Origin of the sequence: Paraburkholderia tropica, from assembly GCF_014171495.1 — a bacterium.
In the GTDB taxonomy this organism is placed as follows: Bacteria; Pseudomonadota; Gammaproteobacteria; order Burkholderiales; family Burkholderiaceae; genus Paraburkholderia; species Paraburkholderia tropica.
The window spans coordinates 2,846,052-2,864,904 of sequence record NZ_CP049134.1; the positions used below are offsets into that span (position 1 = coordinate 2,846,052).

Here is an 18,853-nt window from a genome sequence, read left to right on the forward strand (position 1 = left end):
GGCGGACAAAAAAAGCACCGGCCGCAAAGGCGGCCGGCGTGTCGGGTGTCGCGTCAGCGAGCGGCGCTCAAGGCGCTTTCGAGCCGGTCCGCGCTGACCGCGCCCGGCAGACGGGTGCCGTCGGCGAGGATCACGGTGGGCGTGCCGGTCACGTTCATCTTCGCGCCGAGCTGGAGGTTGCTGTCGATCGCGGCGGTGTTGCAGGTGCCGGCGGCCGTGGGCGCCTTGCGGTCCACCATCCACGATTCCCACGCCTTCGCGCGATCCGACGAGCACCAGATCTGCTTGGCCTTCTGCGTGGAATCCGGCGAGAGCACCGGATACAGGAAGGTGTAGACCGTGACGTTGTCGACCGACTTCAGCGTGCTTTCGAGCTGATGGCAGTACGGGCAGTTCGGGTCGGAGAACACGGCGATCTTGCGCTTGCCGTCGCCTTTCACGACCTTCACGGCGTTTTCGAGCGGCAGCTTCGAGAAGTCGACCTTGTTGATCTCGGCCAGACGCGACTCGGTGAGATTGCGGTGCGCCTTGGCGTCGATGAGGTCGCCGGTCAGCACGTAGTCGCCGTTGGCGTCGCTATAGACGATCTGCGAGCCGAGGTTCACTTCGTAGAGACCCGCGACCGGCGCCTTGGTGATGCCCTTGATGTCGCCGCTGTCGATGCCGAGGCGCGACTGCAGCGCGGTCTTGATCTTGTCCGTAGTCTGGTCGGCCTGGGCCGAGCAGCCGAGCACCGAGGCGACCGCCGCGAGGACGAGCGCGGCAATGCGAATACGCTTTTGCATGTGAAGCATTCCTGATTCGGGCGCGCGGCGCGATGCGATGCGCGCGAAACGTTGCGGATGGGTTCGGTCTGCGAACTGTGCTGCGGACCCTGCGCTGAACCCGGCGGCGCGGCGACGTCACGGGACATTGCCGTCGTGCGCCGCTGACTCAACCATCCATTCTAAGCTGCCGAGCGGCGGGGTACCGGAAATGTCACCGCGAGCGCGGTTTGTGCGCGGGCTGTGCGCGGTCTGTGCCGCTTGGGCCCGGCGCGCCCTCAGCCAAGCGCCGACGCCACGAGCCAGCGCTTGACAAGCGGCTGCGCGCCCACGAAGGCCATGCCCGTGTTGCGCACGGCGCGCGCGAGCGTGCCGGGCACCGAGAACAGCCGCTGCAGACCGTCGGTGGCCACGACGAGCTTTTGAATGTCTTCGCGGCGGCCGCGTTCGTAGCGGCGCAGCAGAACGGTGTCGCCGAGATCGCGGAAGGCTTCCTTCTGCGTGACGACGTCGACGAGCGCCGCCACGTCGCGCAGACCGAGATTGACGCCCTGCCCCGCGAGCGGGTGGATCAGATGCGCGGCGTCGCCGACCAGCGCGACGCGCGGCGCGATCAGCTTGTCGACGGTTTGCAGCGAGAGCGGGAAACCGCGCGCGGGCGTGACGCATTCGAGCGCGCCGTGCTGACGCTGCGTGACGCGCTCGACTTCGGCGGCCAGCTGCTCGGGTTCGAGCTTGAGCAGTTCGTCCGCGTGCGCCGTTTGCGCCGACCACACGAGCGAAACGTGCTGATCGGGCAGCGGCAGCAGCGCGATGATCTCGCCGTCGCGGAACCATTGATACGCGCATTCGCCGTGCGGCTTTTCCGCGCGGAAATTGGCGACCACGCCGGTCTGCCGATAGTCGCGGCGTTCGACCGTCGCGCCGATCTGCGCGCGCACCCACGAGTGCGCGCCGTCCGCGCCCACGGCCAGATCGGCTTCGATCGTGCGGCCGTTCGCGAGTCCGATCACGGCGGCGGAGGGATTCACGTCGAGCGTTTGCGCGCGCGAGTCGATCCACGTGAGGTTGGGCTGGAAATGCAGCGCGGAGTCCATCGCGCGCTCGATCAGCGACGATTCGGCGATCCACGCGAGCTGCGAAACCGACGCCTGATACGCCGAGAAGTGCAGTTCCGCGGCGGCGTCGCCGAACACGCGCATGTCGTAGACGGGCGTGAGCCGCGCGGGATCCGCCGCCTGCCAGACCCGCAGCCGCTCGAACAGCGCCTGCGAGCTGCGCGAAAAGGCGTAGACGCGCGCGTCGAACACGGCGCCCGGCGGCAGCGGCGCGCAAGGCTGCGCGAGCAGCGCCACGCGCAGGCCGTTCTGGGTCAGCGCCAGCGCCGCCGCCTTGCCGACGAGCCCGCCGCCGATCACGGCGACATCAAAGGTCTGGTTGCTTGCAGTCATCCGCGCATTATAGCCGTGGGGCCTTGTCTGACAGGGCCGGATGGGCGCGATGTTGCGGTGCGGCAAGCGCGTGCGGCCGGGGGCGGGCGGCGTGTGCCTGCGGTTCATCCACGCGTCGCCCGATAGCGCCCTTTTCCGCGCCCCGGCTTTGCGGCGCACCGCTCACCAAAGCCATGCGCGGACAAGGTTACAATTACGGTTTTCGTGACGTCGCGTCACGCCCCCGACGTGCATTCCGGGCCGTCCCCGGCTCGCCTCCCGGCGAGCGCCGGCACTGCCAGGCAGCGGACGCCCGAGCCCGGCGCGCCGCACGTCGCCACCCTGACATGCAGAGATTTCCATGAGCCTCAAATGCGGCATCGTCGGCTTGCCTAACGTCGGCAAGTCCACCCTCTTCAACGCGCTGACCAAAGCGGGCATCGCCGCCGAAAACTATCCGTTCTGCACGATCGAGCCGAACGTCGGCGTGGTCGAAGTGCCGGATCCGCGCCTGAAGGCGCTCTCGGAGATCGTCAAGCCCGAGCGCGTCGTGCCGGCCGTGGTCGAGTTCGTCGACATCGCGGGTCTGGTCGCGGGCGCGAGCAAGGGTGAAGGTCTGGGCAACCAGTTCCTCGCCAACATCCGCGAAACCGATGCGATCACGCACGTCGTGCGCTGCTTCGAAGACGAAAACGTGATTCACGTCGCGGGCAAGGTCGATCCGCTCGCCGACATCGAAGTCATCAACACCGAACTCGCGCTCGCCGACCTCGCCACCGTCGAAAAGTCGCTCACGCGCTACTCGAAGGCCGCCAAGTCGGGCAACGACAAGGAAGCGGCAAAGCTGGTCGCCGTGCTGGAGCGCGTGCGCGCCCAGCTCGACCAGGCCAAGCCGGTTCGCGCGCTCGACCTGAACGAAGACGAACAGGCGCTCCTCAAGCCGTTCTGCCTGATCACCGCGAAGAAGACGATGTACGTCGCGAACGTGAAGGACGACGGCTTCGAAAACAACCCGTACCTCGACGCCGTGCGCAAGCACGCCGAAGCCGAAGGTGCGCCGGTCGTGGCCGTGTGCGCTGCGATCGAAGCCGAAATCGCCGATCTCGACGACGAAGACAAGGCCGCGTTCCTCGCCGACATGGGCATGGAAGAGCCGGGCCTCGACCGCGTGATCCGCGCGGGCTTCCGTCTGCTCGGTCTGCAAACGTACTTCACGGCCGGCGTGAAGGAAGTGCGCGCGTGGACGATCCACGTGGGCGATACGGCTCCGCAGGCTGCCGGCGCGATCCACACGGACTTCGAGCGCGGCTTCATCCGCGCGCAGACCATCGCGTTCGACGACTACATCCAGTACAAGGGCGAAACCGGCGCGAAGGAAGCCGGCAAGATGCGCGCCGAAGGCAAGGAATACGTCGTGCACGACGGCGACGTGATGAACTTCCTGTTCAACGTTTAAGCGACGTCTTCGCAAGCGCCGAAAAAGCCCGCTCGTGAGCGGGCTTTTTTACGGATGACGATGCGCCGCGCCGCTCGCGGCCCCGCATCGCTCCCCCGCCGCCCGCGCCCCGTACAATAGCGGTTTGCGCATCCCGCCCGATGGCGAACATCGCGCGGTGCAAGACAGAATTCCGCCCTTTTTTCTCCCGTTTTTCAGACTCCAAAGACACTCTCATGGCCCAATACGTCTTCACCATGAACCGGGTCGGCAAGATCGTGCCGCCCAAGCGCCAGATCCTGAAGGACATTTCGCTGTCGTTCTTCCCGGGCGCGAAGATCGGTCTGCTCGGCCTGAACGGCTCGGGCAAGTCCACGCTCATCAAGATCATGGCCGGCGTCGACAAGGACATCGAAGGCGAAGCCACGCCGATGCCCAACCTGAACATCGGCTATCTGCCGCAGGAGCCGCAGCTCGATCCGGAAAAGACCGTGCGCGAAGCCGTCGAGGAAGGTCTGGGCGACGTGTTCAACGCACAGAAGAAGCTCGACGAAATCTACGCCGCCTACGCCGAGCCGGACGCCGACTTCGACGCGCTGGCCGCCGAACAGGCCAAGTACGAAGCGATCCTCGCCACGACCGACGGCAGCGCCGAACAGCAGATCGAAATCGCCGCCGACGCCCTGCGTCTGCCGGCGTGGGACGCAAAGATCGGCAATCTCTCGGGCGGTGAAAAGCGCCGCGTCGCGCTGTGCAAGCTGCTGCTCGAAAAGCCCGACATGCTGCTGCTCGACGAACCGACCAACCACCTGGACGCCGAATCGGTCGAGTGGCTCGAACAGTTCCTCACGCGCTTCCCGGGCACCGTCGTCGCCGTGACCCACGATCGCTACTTCCTCGACAACGCCGCCGAGTGGATTCTCGAACTCGACCGCGGCCACGGCATTCCCTGGAAGGGCAACTACTCCAGCTGGCTCGACCAGAAGGAAGAGCGCCTGAAGCAGGAAGAAGCCACGGAATCGGCGCGCCAGAAGGCCATCAAGAAGGAACTGGAGTGGGTGCGCCAGAACCCGAAGGGCCGTCAGGCGAAGTCGAAGGCGCGTATCGCGCGCTTCGAGGAACTGTCGAGCACGGATTACCAGAAGCGCAACGAAACGCAGGAAATCTTCATTCCGGCGGGCGAGCGTCTGGGCAACGAAGTCATCGAGTTCAAGAACGTCAGCAAGTCGTACGGCGACCGTTTGCTGATCGACGACCTCAGCTTCAAGATTCCGGCGGGCGCGATCGTCGGCATCATCGGGCCGAACGGCGCCGGCAAGTCGACGCTGTTCCGCATGCTCACGGGCAAGGAGCAGCCGGATTCGGGCGAAATCGTGCAAGGCCCGACGGTCAAGCTCGCTTACGTCGATCAAAGCCGCGACGCGCTGGCCGCCAACAAGACCGTGTTCGAGGAAATCTCGGGCGGCGCGGACGTGCTGACGGTGGGCAAGTACGAAACGCCGTCGCGCGCGTACATCGGCCGCTTCAACTTCAAGGGCGGCGACCAGCAGAAGGTCGTCGGCAACCTGTCGGGCGGTGAACGCGGCCGTCTGCATCTGGCCAAGACGCTGATTTCGGGCGGCAACGTCCTGCTGCTGGACGAACCGTCGAACGACCTCGACGTGGAAACGCTGCGCGCGCTCGAAGACGCCCTGCTCGAATTCGCGGGCTCGGTGATGGTGATCTCGCACGATCGCTGGTTCCTCGACCGTATCGCCACGCACATCCTGGCGTTCGAAGGCGACTCGCAAGTCACGTTCTTCGACGGCAACTATCAGGAATACGAGGCCGACAAGATCAAGCGTCTGGGCGAAGAAGCCGCGCGTCCGAAGCGTCTGCGCTACAAGCCGATCTCGCGCTGATCGCGTCGAACTCCCCCATCGCGCACCGCCACTGAGCGGCGCGGCGAACGACGGCGGCCTGCGGGCCGCCGTTTTTTTTGCGTCGGCTTTTGCGTCGGCTTTTGCGCGCGGCGTCACGCACGGCATGGCGGTTGCTGGGAACGCGCTACGCTACGGCCTTTGTCACACGCCGCGCAGTCGCCACGCCGTCGATCCTTTCTTTCACGCAAGGTGCCCCGCATGTCGTCGCCGAACCGTCCGCGCCCTGTTTCCCGCATCGTCCTGATCGCGGCGATCGTCGTCGCGGTGCTCGTGCTCGGCGCGCTCATCGGTCTCTACGCGTTGCAGCGCGACGCGAAGTCGCGCATCGAGGCGCTGCTCGCGCCGATCGGCACGGCCTCGCGCATCCATGTCTCGCTCACGCTCGATTCGATCGAACTCGACGACGTGCGCCTCAAGCCGCCGCCCGACTGGCCGACCGCCGACACGCTGCGCGCGCAGCGCATCACGATCGCGCCCGATCTGCGCGGGCTGCTCGCGCATCGCGTGCACATCCGCGACATCACGGTCAGCCATTTCACGATGACGGTCCTGCGCCGCCAGAACGGCTCGATCCAGATCCTGCCGAACCTGCGCGAGGAAATGGCCGCCGCCTCGCCGACTGAATCAGGTAGTGCGGCGGGCACGGCATCATCGGACAAAACCGAGCTGTCTTCGGACAAGCTGATCGATCACATCGGCTTCGACAACGGCACGTTCGACTTTTACGACCGTTCGGTGGGCACTCCGCCGTGGCGCGTGACGGTCAGCGAGGCGCAGGCGAGTGTCGATCACGTGCATCTGCCCGCGCTCGACGAGCCCACGCAAGTCGCGGTGAGCGGCGCGCTCAAGGGGCCGCAGCACACGGGGCATGTGAATTTCGGCGGCTGGATCCGCATCGCGACCAAAGATTCGCAGACGCGCACGACGCTGCGTGGCGTCGACATCACGATGCTCGATCCGTATCTGCTGAAAAAGGCCGGGCCGAAGGCGAACATCACGGGCGGCACGCTCGACCTCGACCTGAACGCGACGGTGAGCGCCTACCGCATCCACGCGCCCGGCACGATCACGCTGCATCAACTCCAACTCGCCGAAAGCAGCGACCCGCTCGACACGTTTCTGTCGATTCCCACGCGCGCCGCGGTGGCCGCGCTCAAGACGCACAAGGGCAATATCCGGCTGCGTTTCGTGCTCGACGGCAATCTGCACGATCCGAAATTCCGTCTCGACGAAAGCCTGATGACCGAGCTGCGCGCGGGCTTCGCGCAGGCGCTCGGCGTGAGCGCGCAAGGCGTGGCGCAGGGCGCGGGGCAAACCGCGAAGGGTATCGCCGACGCGCTGCGCAGCCTGCTGCAACCGGTCGCGCCCGCCTCGTCGACATCGAAATGAACGCGGATAAAGGGTGAAATCCGCGTAAAAAAACGCGCGTCAGACCGGCAGGCCGAGCGCGCGCAACTGCGCGTCGGTCTGCGCGTTGCTCGTGTGATGCACGCCGTGCCAGCCGAGCGCGGTGGCGGCTTGCGCGTTGTGCGCGTTGTCGTCGATGAACACGAGTTCGCCTGGACGCACGCCCGGCAACTGCGCTTCGATGCGGCGAAACATCTCGTGGAAAATCGCCGGATCGGGCTTCACGAGCTTCACGCGCCCCGACACCACCACGTCGCGGCAGCGGCGCAGGATGCCGAAGCGCTCCCACGCCCACGGAAAGGTTTCGGCGGACCAGTTCGTGAGGCCGAAGATCGGCACGTTGGCCGCCTCCAGCCGCTCGAACGTCGCCACGCCGCCTTCTAGCAGGCCGCCGATCATCTCGTGCCAGCGCTCGTAGAACGCGCGGATCAGCGCTTCGTGCTCCGGAAACTTCGCGACCAGCTCCTCGGTGCCGACGGCGATGAGCTCGCCGCCGTCCTGGCGGATCACCCAATCCATCGCGCAGACGTGCGTGAGGAACCAGCGGCGTTCCTCGTCGTCGGGAATCAGCTCGCGATAGAGATACTCGGGACTCCAGTCGACCAGCACGCCGCCGAAGTCGAACACGACTGCCTTGATCGTCATGCGCCTCTACTCCGTGTCGCTACTCCGTGAATGGCCTCGCCGTTCAGCGAGCGAAATTCAGATCGGCTGCGTGCGCTTTTCCAGCCAGGCGAGCGCATCGCCGCTCACGTGCGGCGCGACGCGCACGCGCACCGTCTGGTGATACGCATTGAGCCACGCGCGCTCGTCCTCGCGCAACAGCGTCAGGTCGATGCAGCGCGTGTCGATCGGGCACAGCGTCAGCGTCTCGAACTTGAGGAAATCGCCGAATTCGGTCTTTTCCGCGGCCTGGTTCAGCACCAGATTTTCGATGCGCACGCCCCACTTGCCCGGACGATAGATGCCCGGCTCGACCGACGTGATCATGCCTTCTTCCATCGCCGTCCACGCCTCGGCGGGCGCGTAGTGCGAGATGACCTGCGGGCCTTCGTGCACGTTCAGGAAGTAGCCCACGCCGTGACCGGTGCCGTGGCCGTAATCGGCGCCCGCTTCCCAGATCGGCGCACGCGCGAGCGCGTCGAGCATCGGCGAGCGGATGCCGCGCGGAAACTGCGCGCGCGAGAGCGCCATCATGCCCTTGAGCACGAGCGTGAAATCGCGCTTCTGTTCGGCGCTCGGCGTGCCCACCGGCACGACGCGCGTGATGTCGGTCGTGCCGTCGAGGTACTGGCCGCCCGAATCGATCAGCAGCAGGCCGTCGCCTTCGATCACCGCATGCGACTCGGCGCTCGCGCGGTAGTGCGGCATCGCGCCGTTCGCGTTGAAACCGGCGATCGTGCCGAACGAGAGCGACACGAAACCCGGACGGCGCTTGCGCGCGGCCGTGAGCTTTTCGTCGATGGTGAGTTCGGTGATGGCTTCGCGGCCCTGCGCCGCCTCGAACCACGCGAAGAATTCGGCGAGCGCGGCACCGTCCTGCTCCATGGTTGCGCGCACGTGGTCGGCTTCCGCCGCCGTCTTGCGCGACTTGAAGAAGGTGCTCGGATTGACCGATTCGACGAGCTTCACCGCCTTCGCGACGGCTTGCAGCAGCCCGTATGTCACGCGGCGCGGATCGACCAGCAGCGACGCGTCGGCGGGCAGCGCAGCGAGCGCCGTCGCGGCATCGGCGTAGGGCGCGACGCGCACGTTGTCACGCGCGAGCGATTGCGCGAGGTCGGCGTTCACCTTGCCGTCGGCGACGAACAGCGTGGCGTCGTCCGGGCCGATCAGCGCGTGCGCGACGAACACCGGGTTGTAGCTCACGTCGGCGCCACGCAGGTTGAAGAGCCACGCGAGATCGTCGAGCGTCGACACGAAATGCCACTGCGCGCCCTTCTCCGCCATCGCGCGGCGCACCTGCTCCAGCTTGCCCGCGCGCGGCAGGTCGGCGTGCGGCGCGGCGTGCTCGTAGACGGCCGCGAGCGGCAGCGTCGGGCGGCCGCTCCAGACGTCGTCGAGCAGATCGAGGTCGGTGCGCAGCGTCACGCCGCGCGCCGCCAGTGCGTCGGCCAGCGCGCGCGCCGAGGCCACGCCGAGCACCGCGCCGTCGACGGCCACCGTGCCGCCCGTGCGCACGTTCTGCGCGAGCCAGTCGACGTGCGGCGCGGTCTGCTGGCCGCCCATCATCTTCATCAGCTGGATGCCGGTGCCGGCCAGTTGCTGCTCGGCCTGCACCCAGTAGCGGCTGTCGACCCACACGCCCGCGAAATCCTGCGTCACGACCAGCGTGCCGACCGACCCCGTGAAGCCCGATAGCCACTCGCGCCCCTGCCAGCGGCCCGGCAGATATTCGGACAGATGCGGATCGGCGGACGGCACGAGAGCCGCATCGACGTGCGCGCTCGCCATCGCGGCGCGCAGCGCGGCGATGCGTTGGGGGATCGTGGACGTTTCGGGAAGTCGGGCGTTCATGGTTTCACCTGCGGATGTGGGACCGGCACCTCAAGTGTGCCGAAAGATGCGAGATCGGGTGCGCCGGCGTGTGGCCGGACCGCGCAGCGGGCGTAAGAGAAAGCGGAGGCGGACGTAGGAAGGCGCAAGTCAGCGTGCCGGAAAGCGGGAGAGGTCAGCGTCGCGCGCGCAGCGCGACTGCCACCGCGACACACACGAATGCGGCAGCCGTGCAGACCGGCCATTCGAGCAGTTCGCCGTCGTAGAAGAAGCCCGTGGCGCGCCCGGCGGCCTTGGCGATCGCCGCGCCGGCCAGCGCCGCCACGACGGCGAGCGCGAGGCCGCCCGATGCGGCGCCCGAGGCACGGCGACGCGGATGGAACAGCCAGCCCGCCAGACCCACCGCGACTCCCAGCACGACGATGCCGAGCCAGCCCATTAGCGACTTGTCCTAGGGATTTTCAGAAAAGTCCGATAGGACCGTCGCTGCGCGGCGAATAGCATTTCTTTTTGTCTCATTAACAACAGTGCTTTCACTGAAAAACGGTCGGCTCGGCGCTTTCCGCGTAGCGGTTGAGTGTAGGGGGCGGGATGGCGCAAGGCAAGCGCGCCCGGCCCGCCGCGGCTGGAAACTGCTATGCGAATCGCCCTTGTCGAACCTGACGCGCGTCATGCTGAACTCGTCGAACGCCTGCTCATCGCGGGCGGTCACGCGTGCCGGCATTTTGCGCACGCCGCGCCGCTCATGGCGGCGCTCGAAGACGATACCTTCGACCTGTTGATCGCCGCGCACTGGTGCGGCGATCAGAGCGGCGACGACCTCATCCCGCACGCGCGCCGTCTGCTGCCCGGCCTGCCCGCCATCGTGCTGATGGCCTCGCCGCACGAAAGCGAGATCGTCGGCAGTCTCCAGGCGGGCGCCGACGACTGCATCAGCAAGCCCGTGCGCGGCCCCGAAATGCTCGCCCGCATCGACGCGCTGCTGCGCCGCGCCGGCGTACGCCGTCCGCGCAACCGCGCGCGCCATGGTTTCGGCGACTATCTGTTCGATTCGGCGCGCTACCAGGTGTCGTTTCGGGGCCAGACCGTCACGCTGACACCGAAGGAATTCCGCTTCGCGCTGCTGCTGTTTACGAACGCCTCGCGCCCCGTTTCGCGCGCGCGCATTCTCGAAACGGTGTGGAATCTGAACCGCGACGTAAGGTCGCGTACGCTCGACACGCACGCCTCGCGGCTGCGCAGCAAATTGCAGCTCGGGCCCGAGCATGGCTGGCGTCTGACGACGCTGTACGGCTTTGGTTATCAGCTTGAGCGGCTGCCTATAAGCCCAGCGGAATAGCCCGACATTGCGGGCGACAATGTCAGATGCGCGGAAAAGTTATAATATCCGCCTAAATCTTCGCCCCATGGTATGCAGCTTCTAACGATCGGAATCAATCACCACACCGCGCCCGTCGCCTTGCGCGAACGCGTGGCGTTTCCGCTCGAACAGATCAAGCCGGCCCTCGCGCTCTTCAAGGAAGCGTGGTCCGGCGGGCGCCGCAGCCTCAGCGCGCCCGAAGCCGCCATCCTCTCCACCTGCAACCGCACCGAGCTCTATTGCGCCACCGACGCGCAAAGCTCGCGCGATTCCGCCGTGGAATGGCTCTCGCACTACCATGGCATCCGCGCCGAAGAACTCGCGCCGCACGTCTACACGCTGCCGCAGTCCGAAGCCGTGCGTCACGCGTTCCGCGTGGCCTCGGGGCTCGACTCGATGGTGCTCGGCGAAACCCAGATCGTCGGTCAGATGAAGACCGCGGTGCGCACGGCCACCGAGGCCGGCGCGCTCGGCACCTATCTGAACCAGTTGTTCCAGCGCACCTTCGCGGTCGCGAAGGAAGTGCGCAGCACCACGGAAATCGGGGCGCAATCGGTGTCGATGGCCGCCGCCGCCGTGCGTCTCGCGCAGCGCATCTTCGACAAGATCGCCAACCAGCGCGTGCTGTTCATCGGCGCGGGCGAAATGATCGAGCTGTGCGCCGCGCACTTCGCCGCCCAGCAGCCGCGCGAACTGGTGGTCGCGAACCGCACCGCCGAGCGCGGCCGCTATGTGGCCGAGCGTTTCGGCGGCAAGTCGATTCCGCTGTCCGAACTGCCCACGCGCATGCACGAGTTCGACATCATCGTGTCGTGCACGGCGTCCACGCTGCCGATCATCGGTCTCGGCGCGGTCGAGCGCGCGGTGAAGGCGCGCCGTCACCGCCCGATTTTCATGGTCGACCTTGCGGTGCCGCGCGACATCGAAGCCGAAGTCGGCCAGCTCGAAGACGTGTTCCTCTACACCGTCGACGACCTCGGCACGATCGTGCGCGAAGGCAACGCCTCGCGCCAGGCGGCGGTCGCGCAGGCCGAAACCATCATCGAAACGCGCGTCGCGAACTTCATGCAGTGGCTCGACACGCGCAGCATCGTGCCGGTCATCCGCCACATGCACACGCAGGCCGACACGCTGCGCCGCACCGAACTCGAACGCGCGCGCAAGATGCTCGCGCGCGGCGACGATCCGTCCGCCGTGCTCGAAGCGCTTTCGCAGTCGCTGACCAACAAGCTGATCCACGGTCCGACGCAGGCGCTCAACTCGTCGAGCGGCGACCAGCGCGACTCGCTCATCGAAATGATGAGCGGTTTCTACCGTCACGGTCAGCCGGCCAAGGTCGGCAAGACCGACGAAGCCGCGCCCGAAACCTCCACGCAGGCGTCGAATCTCGACGCGGCGTCCAACGCGTCCGGCTCTTCGGACCGTTAGCGGCATTCGCCGCAGCCCATGGCGCAGACTCTGCCATGACCCGCGCGCACGCTACGTGCGCACGCATTTCCGGGCGTTCCGCCCACCGCCCTTTCCCGCAGTCCTACCCGGAGCCCGCTCCGTACCGCCCCGATGAAAACGAGCATGCAATCGAAGCTCGACCAGCTGACTACGCGTCTGGCCGAGCTGAACGACCTGTTGAGCCGTCCCGACGTGACGTCCAACCGCGACCAGTACCGCAAACTCACACGCGAGCACGCGGAAATCGGGCCGGTGGTCGAGCACTATGCGCTGTGGCGTCAGGCGAAGGACGACGAAACGGCCGCGAAGGACCTGCTCAGCGACGCGTCGATGCGCGATTTCGCCGAAGAAGAGGTGAAAGCCTCGCGCGAACGCATGGCGCAGCTCCAGCAGGAATTGCAGATGATGCTGCTGCCGAAGGACCCCAACGACGACCGCAACGTGTTCCTCGAAATCCGCGCGGGCACGGGCGGCGACGAGTCGGCGCTGTTCGCGGGCGACCTGCTGCGCATGTATCTGCGCTACGCGGAACGCAATCGCTGGCAGATCGAAATGATGTCGGCGAGCGAGTCGGATCTGGGCGGCTACAAGGAAGTGATCGTGCGCATCGCGGGCGAGGCGGCGTATTCGAAGCTCAAATTCGAGTCGGGCGGCCATCGCGTGCAGCGCGTGCCCGCCACCGAAACGCAGGGGCGCATCCACACCTCCGCGTGCACGGTCGCCGTGATGCCGGAAGCCGACGAAATCGGCGAAGTGGAGATCAATCCCGCCGATCTGCGCATCGACACGTTCCGTGCGTCGGGCGCGGGCGGTCAGCACATCAACAAGACCGATTCGGCCGTGCGCGTGACGCACCTTCCGACCGGCATCGTCGTGGAATGTCAGGACGACCGCTCGCAGCACAAGAACAAGGATCGCGCGCTCAAGGTGCTGGCCGCGCGCATCAAGGACAAGCAGTATCAGGAGCAGCACGCGAAGGAAGCGGCCACGCGCAAGAGTCTCGTCGGCTCGGGCGACCGCTCGGAACGAATTCGCACCTACAACTTCCCGCAGGGACGTCTGACGGATCACCGGATCAATCTGACGCTGTATCGGCTGGAAGCGATCATGGACGGCGATCTCGAGGAACTGATCGGCGCACTGTTGTCCGAGCATCAGGCCGAACAGCTGGCTTCGCTCGGCGACTCGGACTAAACCTCGCCGAACATCATTCATCGACCTCGCATCTGAACGCATCATGAGCGAACTCACCGCCGACGCCCTGCTGCGCGCCTCGCCGCTGCCCGCGCTCGAAGCGCGCATTCTGCTGATGCACGTGCTCGGCTGGCGTCGCACCCAGCTCATCACGCGCGGCGACGAAGCGCTCGACGCCGCGCCGGTCGCGGCTTTCCGTGCGCTCGAAGCGCGCCGCGTGGCGGGCGAACCGATCGCGCAACTCGTCGGCGCGCGCGAATTCTTCGGCCTCGATTTCGACGTCACGCCCGACGTGCTGATCCCGCGCCCCGAAACCGAACTGCTGGTCGAAACCGCGCTGGCCGCGCTCGAAGGCATCGCGCAGCCGCGCGTGCTCGATCTCGGCACCGGCAGCGGCGCGATTGCGGTGGCGATCGCTTCGGCGCGGCCCGATGCGCACGTGTGGGCGGTCGACCGCTCGGACGCCGCGCTCGCCGTGGCCGCGCGCAACGCCGCGAAGCTGCTCGACGCGCGTCGCCCGGGCGGCGCGCTCAGCTTCGTCGCGGGCAGCTGGTACGACACGCTCGACGCCGCGCTGCGCTTCGAGGTCATCGTGAGCAATCCGCCCTATATCGCGAACGGCGATCCGCATCTGGACCAGGGCGACCTGCGCTTCGAACCGCGCGGCGCGCTCACCGACGAAGCCGACGGTCTCTCGTGCCTGCGCGCGATCGTAGACGGCGCGCCCGCGCGGCTCGTCGCGGGCGGCGTGCTCTGGATGGAGCACGGCTACGATCAGGCCGCCGCGGTGCGTGCGCTGCTCGACGCGCGCGGCTTCGACGAGGTGCGCTCGGAACAGGATCTCGCGGGCATCGAACGCATCAGCGGCGGGCGCTTCGGCACCCGGCGCCCCGGCTAGCCGCGCCGAGCGCGCCCGGCTCGCGCGGGCGAAATCCGCTATCATTTCACTCTGCAATCAACGTATTCCGCATCACTCAATCCCAAGGTCAGACATGGACACCCAACAGCGCATCAAGCAGATCGTCGACGAAAACGCCGTCGTCCTTTTCATGAAGGGCAACGCGCAGTTTCCGATGTGCGGCTTCTCGGGCCGCGCGGTGCAGATCCTGAAAGCCTGCGGCGTCGATCAGTTCAAGACCGTCAACGTGCTCGAGGACGACGAAGTCCGCCAGGGCATCAAGGAATTCTCGAACTGGCCCACGATTCCGCAGCTCTACGTGAAGGGCGAATTCATCGGCGGTTCGGACATCATGATGGAGATGTATCAGAACGGCGAACTGCAGCAGCTGTTCGCGGCGGCTTAAGCCGCCGTTCTGCCGTTTTGCTCCGGAACGGCGGCGCGCCCTGCGCCTGTCGTTCCGTGCCGGTTTGAAGCCTGATTTTTCAGCGTTTCGAACCGGCGCGCCTTCCCGCATTGATCCCGCACCTATCTTCCCCAAATTCCGCCGATCTCCCACGTGAACGCCACCTCGTCCCACGCTCCACGCCGCCGTCTGATCGTCGCGATCACGGGCGCCACGGGCGCGATTTACGGCGTGCGCATTCTGGAGACGCTGCGGCGTCTGGGCGGCGTGGAATCGCATCTGCTGATCTCGGCGGCGGGCTGGCTCAACATCCAGCACGAACTGCAGCTCAGCAAAGAGGACCTGCACGCACGCGCGGATGTCGTGCATTCGGTGCGCGACGTGGGCGCCACGATTGCCTCCGGCTCGTTCGCGACCGACGGCATGATCGTCGCGCCCTGCTCGATGAAGACGCTCGCGAGCGTCGCCCACGGCCTCTCGGACAACCTGATCGCGCGCGCCGCCGACGTCACGCTCAAGGAGCGCCGCCGCCTCGTGCTGCTGGTGCGCGAAACGCCGTTCAACCTCGCGCATCTGCGCAACATGACGGCCGTGACCGAAATGGGCGGCGTGATCTTCCCGCCGCTGCCGGCCTTCTACAACCAGCCCGCGTCGATCGACGAGATGGTCGATCACACGGTCGCGCGCGTGCTCGACCTGTTCGCGCTCGGACCGGCGCTCGCGCCCGCCTGGCCGGGACTGCGCGGCAGCAACGCCGACTGACTCCCCCACGATCCGCACCCGGTTCGCGCTCCGTCGATTATCAACATCGGCGATACAATCAATTCACTTGCCGCACATTTAATTCGCGAGAGTTGGGTCTTATATTGATCGCAACGCGAACTTTTCCGGCCGCCTCGCGCGGCTCACGATCATGACCACCCGTACCCCCACGCTTTTCCTGTCGCATGGCGCGCCCACCTTGCCGATCGACCCGTCGATGCCGCGCGAAGGCTTCGTCAAGCTGGCCGAACATCTGCCGCGCCCCGAATCGATCCTGATGCTCTCGGCGCACTGGTACACGCAGCGTCCGGCGGTGAGCATCGCGACGCAGCCCGAGACCATCCACGACTTCTACGGCTTTCCGCGTGCGCTCTACGAGATCCAGTATCCGGCGCCCGGCGCGCCCGAAACCGCGCAGCGCGCGGCGGCGCTGCTGCGCGCGCAGGGCGTCGAGGTCGACGAAGAAGCGCATGGCCTCGACCACGGCGCCTGGGTGCCGATGCTGCTGATGTTCCCGGACGCCGACGTGCCCGTCGCCCAGCTCTCGATCCAGCCACGCGCCGACGCCGCGTATCACTTCGCGCTCGGCCGCGCGCTGCGCGAACTGCGCGACGAAGGCGTGATGGTGGTCGGTTCGGGCCAGATCACGCACAACCTGCGTCAGGCCGACTTCTCGGCGCGTCGCGAGGACGCCGATCCGCGCGTGGCCGAGTTCACCGACTGGTTCGAAGCGCATCTCGCGGCGCGCGACATCGACGCGCTGCTCGACTATCGGACGAAGGCGCCGCATGCGGTGCTCATGCACCCGACCGACGAGCATCTGCTGCCGGTGTTCTCCGCGCTCGGCGCCGCCGACGACGACTACACGCTCGGCGTGCAGTCGCTCGGCACCTACCAGCGCGCGCTGGCGATGACGAACTACGTGTTCGGCTCCGCCACGGCGCAGTAAAACCTCCGGACGTGAAAAAGCCCGCCTGAATCGCTTCAGGCGGGCTTTTTTTGCTGCGTTTATTCCCGGTTCAGGCTGCCGCTGCGAGCAGCGGCCGGTGCGTCACTTAGTGCGCGCCGATGCCTTCGAGCACTTCGTCGTGTTCCTTGCGCTCTTCCAGATACGGCGTGCGGTAACCCGAATTCACGCCCCAGATGTAGAAGCCGAGCGAGATCACTGCGACGACCAGCATGTCCCAGCCGTAGGGAATCAGGTCGTGACCGCCGAACTGCTTCGAGCCGATCAGCGAGAGCACGGCCATCGTCGGCAGGTAGGCGCACAGCCACCATGCGGCCTTCAGATCCTGGCCCCAGCCGCCGAAGCCCTGCTTCGCCTGGAAGTAGAAGTACACCGGCAGCGCGACAACCATCAGCAGGATGATTTCGCCCGTCAGCGGCCACTTCGCCCAGTACAGGATCATCGATGCGCAGACGAACGCGAACGGCGCGATCACCTTCATGAACGGCACCGACAGCGGGCGTTCGATGTCCGACGCGGCGCGCTTGAGCGCCATCAGGCTGATCGGGCCCGTGAGGTACGAGATCACGGTCGCGACCGAGATCACCGCCGCCAGCGAGCTCCAGCCGCGGAAGAAGAACATGAAGATGAACGACACGGCCAGGTTGAACCACATCGCGGGGCGCGGCACGCCGTAGAACGGGTGCACGTTGCCGAAGATCGACGGCATCGTGTTGTTGCGCTCCATCGCGTAGATCATGCGCGAAGTCGTCGCCATGTAGGTCGTGCCGGTGCCGCTCGGGCTCACGAATGCGTCGACGTACAGCAGGATCGCCAGCCAGTTCAGGTTCAGCGCGATCGCGAGTTCGGCGAACGGCGACTTGAAGTTGAACAGGTTCCAGCCCTTGGCCACGTCAGCCGGATTCACCGCGCCGATGTACGCCACCTGCAGCAGCACGTAGATCACCAGTGCGCAGACGATCGAGCCGATCACCGCGAACGGGATGCTCTTCGACGGATTGCGCGCTTCGCCCGCGAGGTTGATCGGGCTCTGGAAGCCGTTGAACGCGAACACGATGCCGCTCGTCGCGACCGCCGTGAACACCGCCGACCAGCCGTACGGCGCGAACGTGCTCGCTTCGCCGAAGTTTTCGTGGTGGAAGCCCGTCGTCATCAGGCCGATGATCGTCAGGCCCGGGATGATGAACTTGAAGATCGTAATGGCGCTATTGGCGCGCGCGAACAGCTTCACGCCCCAGTAGTTGAGCATGAAGTACACGATCACGAGCAGCGCCGACAGGAACAACCCCGAGTGGGTTAATGATCCGTCGACGAACAGCGCGTGGGCCCAGTCGTAGGGCCAGGTGCTCATGTATTGAATGGAAGCTTCGGCTTCGATCGGAATCACCGAGACGATGGCGATCCAGTTCGCCCAGGCGCTGATGAAGCCCACGAGCGCGCCGTGCGAGTAGCGCGCGTAGCGCACCATGCCGCCCGATTCGGGGAACATCGCACCGAGTTCGGCGTAGGTGAGCGCGATGGCCAGAATGACCACGGCACCGATCACCCAGGCGCAGATGGCTGCGGGGCCGGCAATCTTCGCGGCCTTCCATGCGCCGAACAGCCAGCCCGAACCGATAATCGACCCGAGGCCGGTGAACATCAGCGCGAACGGGCCGATGTTCCGTTGAATAGAACTTTTCACGTCTTCTCCTGTATCAAGAGCAGTTCGACACCGCGTGCCCCGTCTGTTGTGCGGGCGGGGTTCCGGCGGCGGTCGCACCTGCGCGCGGTCGATTGCACCCGAAGGCGCAACTCTTGCGCGGCGCGTAGTTTAACGGTTGCACTGCCAAAAGGCGCTAAAAAAAGTGCGAGCACTACAAAAAAAACAGCAACTTAGCAAGCTTTGTAAGGGTTTGTTTCGACCCTGCCGCAAAATTCTATGGAGTTACCCTGGGTCCCGGTTGACCTGGCAGGGAATTAGCCGTATAAAGATCGAGCAGGATTTCAAGCGGCGAGTGTGAATAGGTCTTTCGTAGTTCGCCCATCAACGGTACTCCGGCTGGTCCCATACCCCTTCCTTGATTTTCGTGCACCTCTCTGTGGCTTCGGCCTTTATTCATTTTTAGGAAAGTAATATGGAAACCGGTACCGTCAAGTGGTTCAATGACGCTAAGGGCTTTGGCTTTATCACTCCGGACGGCGGCGGCGAAGACCTGTTCGCGCACTTCTCGGAAATCAAGGTTGACGGCTTCAAGACGCTGCAAGAGAACCAAAAGGTTCAATTCGAAGTGCGCACGGGCCCGAAGGGCAAGCAAGCTGCCAACATCAAGCCGGTCTAAATACCGTCTTCGACCTTCAGGACTCTAACCTCGGTCCTGACA

16 protein-coding genes and 1 pseudogene are annotated in these 18,853 nt (G+C 65.9%); 11 read left to right on the forward strand and 6 right to left on the reverse strand.

Going from position 1 to position 18,853, the window contains the following annotated elements; genetic code table 11:
- Nucleotides 1-53 precede the first annotated feature (53 nt).
- Nucleotides 54-785 (reverse strand): DsbC family protein, encoded by a 732-nt coding sequence (locus G5S35_RS12820; RefSeq protein WP_065062810.1) that lies wholly within the window; start codon nt 783-785, stop codon nt 54-56.
- Between the two features lie 257 nt (nt 786-1,042).
- Nucleotides 1,043-2,215, reverse strand: a complete 1,173-nt coding sequence (locus tag G5S35_RS12825) for a UbiH/UbiF family hydroxylase (protein ID WP_065062623.1) — start codon at nt 2,213-2,215, stop codon at nt 1,043-1,045.
- Between the two features lie 340 nt (nt 2,216-2,555).
- Between G5S35_RS12825 and ychF the strand changes: the two genes are divergently transcribed.
- The 3 genes from ychF to G5S35_RS12840 all read left to right on the forward strand — a co-directional run bounded on the left by ychF (nt 2,556) and on the right by G5S35_RS12840 (nt 6,940).
- Nucleotides 2,556-3,650, forward strand: a complete 1,095-nt coding sequence (gene ychF / locus G5S35_RS12830) for a redox-regulated ATPase YchF (RefSeq protein ID WP_065062625.1) — start codon at nt 2,556-2,558, stop codon at nt 3,648-3,650.
- A 215-nt stretch (nt 3,651-3,865) separates the two neighbouring features.
- Nucleotides 3,866-5,530, forward strand: coding sequence for an energy-dependent translational throttle protein EttA (gene ettA, locus G5S35_RS12835; protein ID WP_065062627.1), 1,665 nt, complete (start codon nt 3,866-3,868; stop codon nt 5,528-5,530).
- A gap of 219 nt (nt 5,531-5,749) precedes the next feature.
- Nucleotides 5,750-6,940, forward strand: coding sequence for a DUF748 domain-containing protein (locus G5S35_RS12840; protein ID WP_074987126.1), 1,191 nt, complete (start codon nt 5,750-5,752; stop codon nt 6,938-6,940).
- Nucleotides 6,941-6,979: 39 nt separating this feature from the next.
- On the opposite strand, the gene G5S35_RS12845 is transcribed toward G5S35_RS12840, so the two are convergent.
- From G5S35_RS12845 to G5S35_RS12855, 3 genes are all read right to left on the reverse strand, one after another.
- Nucleotides 6,980-7,603, reverse strand: a complete 624-nt coding sequence (locus G5S35_RS12845; RefSeq protein WP_074987127.1) for an HAD family hydrolase — start codon at nt 7,601-7,603, stop codon at nt 6,980-6,982.
- 57 nt (nt 7,604-7,660) lie between these two features.
- On the reverse strand, nt 7,661-9,475 hold the full coding sequence (locus G5S35_RS12850) for an aminopeptidase P family protein (RefSeq protein ID WP_183038358.1): 1,815 nt from the start codon (nt 9,473-9,475) through the stop codon (nt 7,661-7,663).
- Nucleotides 9,476-9,629: 154 nt separating this feature from the next.
- Entirely contained in the window at nt 9,630-9,893 is a 264-nt protein-coding gene (locus tag G5S35_RS12855; RefSeq protein WP_183038359.1) for a hypothetical protein, read from the reverse strand.
- A 198-nt stretch (nt 9,894-10,091) separates the two neighbouring features.
- Between G5S35_RS12855 and G5S35_RS12860 the strand changes: the two genes are divergently transcribed.
- The 7 genes and pseudogenes from G5S35_RS12860 to G5S35_RS12890 all read left to right on the forward strand — a co-directional run bounded on the left by G5S35_RS12860 (nt 10,092) and on the right by G5S35_RS12890 (nt 16,472).
- Nucleotides 10,092-10,793, forward strand: coding sequence for a response regulator transcription factor (locus G5S35_RS12860; protein WP_065062637.1), 702 nt, complete (start codon nt 10,092-10,094; stop codon nt 10,791-10,793).
- A gap of 72 nt (nt 10,794-10,865) precedes the next feature.
- A pseudogene (hemA, locus tag G5S35_RS12865) lies at nt 10,866-12,134 on the forward strand (glutamyl-tRNA reductase); the annotation flags it as partial.
- Nucleotides 12,135-12,374: 240 nt separating this feature from the next.
- A complete protein-coding gene (gene prfA / locus G5S35_RS12870) occupies nt 12,375-13,457 on the forward strand; it encodes a peptide chain release factor 1 (RefSeq protein ID WP_065062639.1) in 1,083 nt (360 codons plus the stop codon).
- A gap of 43 nt (nt 13,458-13,500) precedes the next feature.
- Complete coding sequence (gene prmC / locus G5S35_RS12875) at nt 13,501-14,355, forward strand: peptide chain release factor N(5)-glutamine methyltransferase (protein WP_124261830.1); 855 nt, start codon at nt 13,501-13,503, stop codon at nt 14,353-14,355.
- Between the two features lie 94 nt (nt 14,356-14,449).
- A complete protein-coding gene (grxD, locus tag G5S35_RS12880; protein WP_028214777.1) occupies nt 14,450-14,761 on the forward strand; it encodes a Grx4 family monothiol glutaredoxin in 312 nt (103 codons plus the stop codon).
- A 153-nt stretch (nt 14,762-14,914) separates the two neighbouring features.
- Nucleotides 14,915-15,523, forward strand: coding sequence for a UbiX family flavin prenyltransferase (locus G5S35_RS12885; protein ID WP_183038360.1), 609 nt, complete (start codon nt 14,915-14,917; stop codon nt 15,521-15,523).
- Nucleotides 15,524-15,674: 151 nt separating this feature from the next.
- Nucleotides 15,675-16,472: a DODA-type extradiol aromatic ring-opening family dioxygenase gene (locus G5S35_RS12890; protein ID WP_074987130.1), complete on the forward strand. Its 798-nt coding sequence runs from the start codon at nt 15,675-15,677 to the stop codon at nt 16,470-16,472.
- Nucleotides 16,473-16,578: 106 nt separating this feature from the next.
- Here G5S35_RS12890 and G5S35_RS12895 read toward each other — a convergent pair whose 3' ends face one another.
- Nucleotides 16,579-18,174 (reverse strand): APC family permease, encoded by a 1,596-nt coding sequence (locus G5S35_RS12895; RefSeq protein ID WP_074987131.1) that lies wholly within the window; start codon nt 18,172-18,174, stop codon nt 16,579-16,581.
- Nucleotides 18,175-18,607: 433 nt separating this feature from the next.
- On the opposite strand from G5S35_RS12895, the gene G5S35_RS12900 reads away from it, so the two are divergent.
- Nucleotides 18,608-18,811 carry a cold-shock protein gene (locus G5S35_RS12900; RefSeq protein ID WP_027797379.1) on the forward strand — a complete coding sequence of 68 codons (204 nt, stop codon included), beginning with the start codon at nt 18,608-18,610 and terminating at the stop codon, nt 18,809-18,811.
- The last annotated feature ends 42 nt before the right edge of the window (nt 18,812-18,853 follow it).

Excerpts from the sequence above, each read along its gene's own strand:
- ychF (WP_065062625.1), top strand. The coding sequence starts at position 2,556 with ATGAGCCTCAAATGCGGCATCGTCGGCTTGCCTAACGTCGGCAAGTCC.
- G5S35_RS12850 (WP_183038358.1), bottom strand. The coding sequence starts at position 9,475 with ATGAACGCCCGACTTCCCGAAACGTCCACGATCCCCCAACGCATCGCC.
- G5S35_RS12825 (WP_065062623.1), bottom strand. The coding sequence starts at position 2,215 with ATGACTGCAAGCAACCAGACCTTTGATGTCGCCGTGATCGGCGGCGGG.
- ettA (WP_065062627.1), top strand. The coding sequence starts at position 3,866 with ATGGCCCAATACGTCTTCACCATGAACCGGGTCGGCAAGATCGTGCCG.
- G5S35_RS12860 (WP_065062637.1), top strand. The coding sequence starts at position 10,092 with ATGCGAATCGCCCTTGTCGAACCTGACGCGCGTCATGCTGAACTCGTC.
- G5S35_RS12900 (WP_027797379.1), top strand. The coding sequence starts at position 18,608 with ATGGAAACCGGTACCGTCAAGTGGTTCAATGACGCTAAGGGCTTTGGC.
- prmC (WP_124261830.1), top strand. The coding sequence starts at position 13,501 with ATGAGCGAACTCACCGCCGACGCCCTGCTGCGCGCCTCGCCGCTGCCC.
- G5S35_RS12840 (WP_074987126.1), top strand. The coding sequence starts at position 5,750 with ATGTCGTCGCCGAACCGTCCGCGCCCTGTTTCCCGCATCGTCCTGATC.
- G5S35_RS12890 (WP_074987130.1), top strand. The coding sequence starts at position 15,675 with ATGACCACCCGTACCCCCACGCTTTTCCTGTCGCATGGCGCGCCCACC.
- G5S35_RS12855 (WP_183038359.1), bottom strand. The coding sequence starts at position 9,893 with ATGGGCTGGCTCGGCATCGTCGTGCTGGGAGTCGCGGTGGGTCTGGCG.
- prfA (WP_065062639.1), top strand. The coding sequence starts at position 12,375 with ATGAAAACGAGCATGCAATCGAAGCTCGACCAGCTGACTACGCGTCTG.
- grxD (WP_028214777.1), top strand. The coding sequence starts at position 14,450 with ATGGACACCCAACAGCGCATCAAGCAGATCGTCGACGAAAACGCCGTC.
- G5S35_RS12820 (WP_065062810.1), bottom strand. The coding sequence starts at position 785 with ATGCAAAAGCGTATTCGCATTGCCGCGCTCGTCCTCGCGGCGGTCGCC.
- G5S35_RS12845 (WP_074987127.1), bottom strand. The coding sequence starts at position 7,603 with ATGACGATCAAGGCAGTCGTGTTCGACTTCGGCGGCGTGCTGGTCGAC.